The sequence below is a fragment of the Paracoccus panacisoli genome (assembly GCF_042435015.1).
GTDB lineage: Bacteria > Pseudomonadota > Alphaproteobacteria > Rhodobacterales > Rhodobacteraceae > Paracoccus > Paracoccus panacisoli.
Genome location: NZ_JBHMQU010000084.1, coordinates 18,712 through 24,781, shown reverse-complemented (window position 1 = coordinate 24,781; position 6,070 = coordinate 18,712). Strand labels below are relative to the sequence as shown.

The window sequence follows — 6,070 nt, the reverse complement described above, 5'->3', positions numbered from 1 at the left end:
GCCAGCGGCGCGGCGTCGTTGGCGACCGGCACCTGGCTCGCCGCGGCGATGCGGCGCGGGCGCGGCAGCGGCCGGGTCGGCGTGGTGACGGCCGGGGCGGCCCCGGCCTCGGCCAGCGCGGCGGTGATGGCGGTGTCCTGGGTCGGCAGCCCGGCCACATCGGTGACGGCGGCCGAGGCGGCGATGCTGTCGGCCTCGAGCGGGGCGACCGCGGGCACGGTGGCCTGCTGTTCGGCGGCGAGGCGCGCGGCCTCGTTGTCCGTGAGGGCGATGGCGCCGGGGGCGGGGGCCTCGACCGCCTCGCTCGTCACGGTGGGGTTCTGGGCGGTGGCGCCGAGTTCGCCCATCGCCACGTCCTGCCCGTCGAGCGCGGTCGGCGCGGGGGCGATCGCCACCTTGTCGGCGGCCTTGGCGTTGCCGCCGCCGGCGACGGTGTTCACGGCCAGCCCGGTGCGGTCGGTCAGCTCGCCGCCCGGCTCGTCGGGGGCGGTGCGGGCCTCGCCCTCGACCGCGCGGATCACCGGGACGCCCGAGACGTCGCGGACGATGAGCTGGTAGCCCCAGACGGCGAGCCCGACCATCAGGCCGACCGAGACGAGCGCGCCGAGGTAATGCGTCAGCCGCGCCACCCGGCCCAGCACCCCCTCTCGGTCCGAGAGCCGCGCGGCGCTGCCGGCGGCGGCGTAGCGGGTGGCGTCCCAGTCGTCGTCGTGCCAGTCGGGGTGCCATTCGGGCGCGGGCTCGCCGTGGCGGGCGCCATGCCAATGGGTCGCGTGGCCCGGCGCGTCATCGGACAGCTGCCCGTCACGCGCATCCGCGTATCCGCCCGAGCGGAAATCCAGCACCGTCATCGTCGTGTTCCTGCCTGTCCGCCGGGTGGTCCCGGTCGTCGTTCACTGCTCGTGCCCCGACAGGCTGCGCCGTTATCTCGTGCCCCGGTGCTCTGACCGGGGCCCTCAGCGCATTTCCGTCGCCGGAGTCACGCCCAAGATACCCAAGCCCGCCGAAATGACAACGCCGACCGCACGGGCGAGCGCAATTTTCGCGGCTGTTGCAGACGGGTCACCCTCGGTCACGAAGCGCAGCTCGACCTCGTCGTTGCCGCGGTTCCAGAAGCCGTGCAGGTCCGAGGCGAGCTCGTAGAGGAAGAAGGCCACCCGGTGCGGCTCATGCGCGCGGGCCGCGATCTCGACCGTGCGCGGCCACTCGGCCAGCTTGCGCATGAGCGCAAGCTGCGCGGGGTGGGTGAGCGGCGAGAGGTCCGCGGCGGCCAGCGCCGCGTCCGAGGTGTCCACCCCCATCTCGGCCGCGCGGCGCAGGACCGAGTTGATCCGGGCGCTGGCATACTGGACGTACCACACCGGGTTGTCCTTGGACTGCTCAAGCACCTTGTCGAAGTCGAAGTCGAGCGGTGCGTCGTTCTTGCGGGTCAGCATGTGGAAGCGCGTCACGTCGCGGCCCGCCTGCTCGACCACGTCGCGCAGGGTGACGAAGGTGCCGGCGCGCTTGGACATCTTGAACGGCTCGCCGTTCTTGAACAGCCGCACGAGCTGGATCAGCTTGATGTCGAGCGGCACCCGCCCGTTCGAGAGCGCGTGCACCACCGCCGTCAGCCGCTTGACGTAGCCGCCGTGGTCGGCGCCGAAGACGTTGATCAGCTGGTCGTAGCCGCGGTCGATCTTGTCCCAGTGATAGGCGATGTCGGGGGCGAAATAGGTCCAGGCGCCGTCGGACTTCTTCACCGGCCGGTCCACGTCGTCCCCGAACGCGGTCGAGCGGAACAGCGTCTGCTCGCGCGCCTCCCAGTCCTCGGGCAGCTTGCCCTTGGGGGGCTCGAGCGTGCCCTCGTAGATCAGCCCGGCGCTCTCCAGCCGGGCGATGGCCCCCTCGATCCGGCCGGTGCCGTAGAGTGCCTTTTCCGACGAGAACACGTCCATCTCGACGCCCAGCAGGGCGAGGTCGGCGCGGATCGTCTCCATCATCGCCTCGGTCGCGACCTCGCGCACCTCGGCCAGCCACTCGGCCTCGGGCTTGTCGAGGAGGCTGTCGCCGAACCGCGCCTTGAGCGCCTCGCCCACCGGGATCAGATAGTCGCCGGGATAGAGCCCTTCGGCGATCTGCGGCTCGAGCCCGTGGGCCTCGCGGTAGCGCTCATAGGCCGAGCGGGCGAGCACGTCGACCTGCGCGCCGCCGTCGTTGACGTAGTATTCGCGCGTGACCTCGTGGCCGGCGAAACCCAGCAGGCTGGCCAGCGCGTCGCCGAAGACCGCACCGCGCATGTGGCCGACGTGCATCGGGCCGGTCGGGTTGGCGCTGACGAACTCGATGTTGATCCGCTCGCCCGCGCCCTGCGGCACGCGGCCGAAATCGGCCGGCGCCGCCAGCGCCGCAGCCATCACCTCGCGCCAGAGCGCGGGCGCGAGGCGCAGGTTCAGGAACCCCGGGCCGGCGACCTCGGCAGCCTCGATCCGCGGGTCGGTGCCGAGCCGCGCGGCCAGCGCCTCGGCGATCTCGCGCGGTTTCTTCGCGGCGGGCTTGGCCAGCACCATCGCGGCGTTGGTCGCCATGTCGCCATGCGCCGGATCGCGCGGCGGCTCGACCGCCACGGCGTCGAAGCTGAGCCCGGCGGGCAGCTCGCCCGCATCGGTCATGGCGGTAAGCGCGTCGAGGACAAGGGCGCGGATGTCGGCGAAGAGGTTCATGGATCACTCGGAATGCAGCTTGACCCTGCGATAGCGAAGCCGCCCCGCCACCGCAACCGCCCGCCACCGCGGGCGGCCACCGCCGCAGCGGGCCAGCCGCGGGCCGGGCCGTCAGACGTCCAGCGCGTCGGCGTTGTCGTCGGCGGCGCGCTGCAACCGGGTGTCGTTGGCCGCGGCGCGGATGCGGGCGGCGAGTTCCGGCGGGATCAGCGACACGATCCGAAGCCCGGGCTGGTCGGGGATGCGCGCGGGGTCCGAGACCATCACGATCCGGTCGGCCTCGTCGTCCAGCGTCACCAGCGGCACCGCGCCCGGCCGGGCGGCGCGCCAGTCCTCGACCCCGTATTCCTCGGTCAGCCGCGTGGTGCGGAAGACCCAGCCCTCGGCCAGCATCTCGTTCAGCCGCGCCAGCGTCAGCCCGCCGCCGAACCCCTGCCCGCGCAGCTGGCTGGGCAGGCTGTGGCGCGGGCGGTCGTCGTTCTCGCGCGCGACCTGCCAGATCACCTCGCGGCCGAAATCGGGCGCGAGGTCGGTCGCCACCAGCGTGTTGTAGGCATCATTGTCCGAGGCCGCGACGACGTAAGTGTAGGCGAGGAACTCGACGTTCGTCTCGGCCGCCTCGCCCAGCACGTCGCCGTAGTAGGTGGGCACCCCCGCCGTGCGGGCCGAGCGCAGGTGGTCGCGGTTGGGGTCGGTGACGAGCACCTCGACCCCCTCCTTGATCAGCGCCTGGGCGAGGCCGGTGGCGAAGGGCGAGCCGCCGACGATCATCACCCCCGGCGTGTCGCCCGACGTGAGCCCCAGCCGCCGCGCCAGCGGCCCAAGGGTGAAGCCGTGCAGGATCACCGTCGCCAGCACGAGGCAGAAGGCCAGCGGCGCGACCATCCCGCCGTCGGGCACCCCCTCGGCCACCAGTCGCTCGGCGAAGATCCCCGAGACGGCGACCAGCACCACCCCGCGCGGGCCCGTGAAGGCGATGAGCAGTCGCTCTTTCATCGGCAGGTTGGTCCCGATCAGCGACAGCATCACGGTCGCCGGCCGCACCAGCAGGATCACCGCCGCGATCAGCAGGAACGCGCGCCACGACAGCTGGGTGAGCTGCGAGAACTGGATCCCCGCGGCGAGGATGATGAACACGCCCGAGACGAGCAGCACCGTCGCCTGTTCCTTGAAGCGGTAGAGCTCGGTGTAGGACGGCAGGTTGGCGTTCGCGACGATCAGCCCCATCAGCGTCACCGCCAGCAGCCCGGATTCGTGCAGGATCGAGTCGGCCGCCGTGAAGGCGCCGATGACGGTGACGAACAGCACCGGCACCTTCATGTATTCTGGCACGATGTGGCGGCGGAACGCCTGCACGATGGCCCAGCCGGCGGCGATACCGATCAGGCAGGCGGCGAGCACGCCCGGCACCACGCGGGCGAGCGCCTGGCCCCAGAAGAGCCCGGCGTTGGCGACCAGCACGATCTGCATCGCCAGCGCCGCGGCCAGCGCGCCGATCGGGTCGTTGACGATCCCCTCCCACTGCAGGACCTGGGCCGGGCGGGTGACGAGCTTGGCCTGCCGCAGAAGCGGCGCGATCACCGTGGGGCCGGTGACGATCATGATCCCGCCGAAGACCAGCGACGCCTTCCAGCTCAGCCCGCCGATCCAGATCAGCGCCAGCGTCGAGAGCAGCCAGCCGAGCGGCGCGCCGACATAGACCAGCCGCCGCACCGCCGGGCGCGCATCCGCGAGGCGGTGGAAGTTGAGCGTCAGCCCGCCCTCGAACAGGATCACCGACACCGCAAGCGAAACCATCGGCGCGATCAGCGGGCCGATGTCGCGGGCGGGCACGAGGATGCCGGTGACCGGCCCGAGGAGGAGCCCCGCGGTCAGCATCAGCACGATCGCGGGCATCCGCAGCCGCCACGCCAGCCATTGCGCGCCGACCCCGGCCACGCCGATCACGGCAAAGGCCTCCATCGCGCTCAGTCCCGTCGTCGGTGTCGCCATCCGGCCTGTTTCCCTCTTGCGACGACTCGGCGCCGGAATTGACCTTGTGCCGGTTTTGCGCTAGGGGCCGCAAGCCCGCGTCCGGCGGGCAAGCCGAGGGGCGCATGGATGAGCCGCGTCCCGTGACCGCGCCCGAATGGCGCGTCGGACCGCGACGATACTCAACCGAAAGACCCCGATGACCAAGTTTTCCGATCTCAAGCTCGACCCCAAGGTGCTCAAGGCTGTGGCCGAGGCGGGCTACGAGACCCCTACCCCCATCCAGCTCGGGGCGATTCCCCCGGCGCTCGAGGGGCGCGACGTGCTGGGCATCGCCCAGACCGGGACCGGCAAGACCGCGTCCTTCACCCTGCCGATGATCACCCTGCTCGGCCGTGGCCGCGCCCGCGCGCGGATGCCGCGCAGCCTGGTGCTGTGCCCGACGCGCGAACTCGCCGCCCAGGTGGCCGAGAACTTCGACACCTACGCCAGCCACACGCGGCTGACCAAGGCGCTGCTGATCGGCGGCGTCTCGTTCGGCGAGCAGGACAAGCTGATCGACCGCGGCGTGGACGTGCTGATCGCCACCCCCGGCCGCCTGCTCGACCATTTCGAGCGCGGCAAGCTGCTGCTCACCGGCGTACAGATCATGGTCGTGGACGAGGCCGACCGGATGCTCGACATGGGGTTCATCCCCGACATCGAGCGGATCTTCCAGCTGACCCCGGCGCTGACCCGGCAGACGCTGTTCTTCTCGGCCACCATGGCGCCCGAGATCGAGCGGATCACCAACACCTTCCTGAACGCCCCGGTGCGGATCGAGGTCGCGCGCCAGGCCACCACCAGCGAGACGATCACCCAGAAGCTCGTCGAGCTGACCCCCACCCGCAAGGACCAGAGCGCCAAGCAGAAGCGCGAGCTGCTGCGGGCGCTGATCGACGCCGAGGGCGAGGGGCTGAAGAACGCGATCATCTTCTGCAACCGCAAGACCGAGGTCGACGTGGTGGCGAAGTCGCTCAAGAAGCATGGCTATGACGCGGCGCCGATCCACGGCGACCTGGACCAGCGGGTGCGGATGGCGACGCTGGACGGGTTCCGCGACGGCACGCTGCGGTTCCTCGTGGCCTCGGACGTGGCGGCGCGCGGGCTCGACATCCCGGCGGTGAGCCATGTGGTGAACTTCGACCTGCCGAGCCATGCCGAGGATTACGTCCACCGCATCGGCCGCACCGGCCGGGCCGGGCGGCTGGGCACCGCGATCTCGATCGCGACGCCGGCGGACGAGAAGTATCTGGCGGCAATCGAGAATCTGGTGAAGCAGTCCCTGCCCCGGGCCGAGAAGCCCGAGGGGTTCAGCCTGTCCGAGGCGGCGCAATCCGCCCCCCGCGAGCGGAGCG

The 6,070-nt window shown here is 71.6% G+C and carries 4 protein-coding genes; 1 reads left to right on the top strand and 3 read right to left on the bottom strand.

The window, feature by feature from the left end:
• The 3 genes from ACFHYO_RS14855 to ACFHYO_RS14845 form a co-directional block, all read right to left on the bottom strand.
• On the bottom strand, positions 1-851 hold an 851-nt coding region (locus ACFHYO_RS14855; RefSeq protein ID WP_394321408.1), incomplete at its 3' end, for an SPOR domain-containing protein.
• A 105-nt stretch (positions 852-956) separates the two neighbouring features.
• Complete coding sequence (gene argS / locus ACFHYO_RS14850) at positions 957-2,702, bottom strand: arginine--tRNA ligase (protein WP_036711139.1); 1,746 nt, start codon at positions 2,700-2,702, stop codon at positions 957-959.
• A 111-nt stretch (positions 2,703-2,813) separates the two neighbouring features.
• On the bottom strand, positions 2,814-4,694 hold the full coding sequence (locus ACFHYO_RS14845) for a cation:proton antiporter (RefSeq protein WP_394321406.1): 1,881 nt from the start codon (positions 4,692-4,694) through the stop codon (positions 2,814-2,816).
• A 178-nt stretch (positions 4,695-4,872) separates the two neighbouring features.
• On the opposite strand from ACFHYO_RS14845, the gene ACFHYO_RS14840 reads away from it, so the two are divergent.
• Positions 4,873-6,070 (top strand): DEAD/DEAH box helicase (locus ACFHYO_RS14840; protein WP_394321404.1); only part of this gene is annotated, 1,198 nt, incomplete at its 3' end.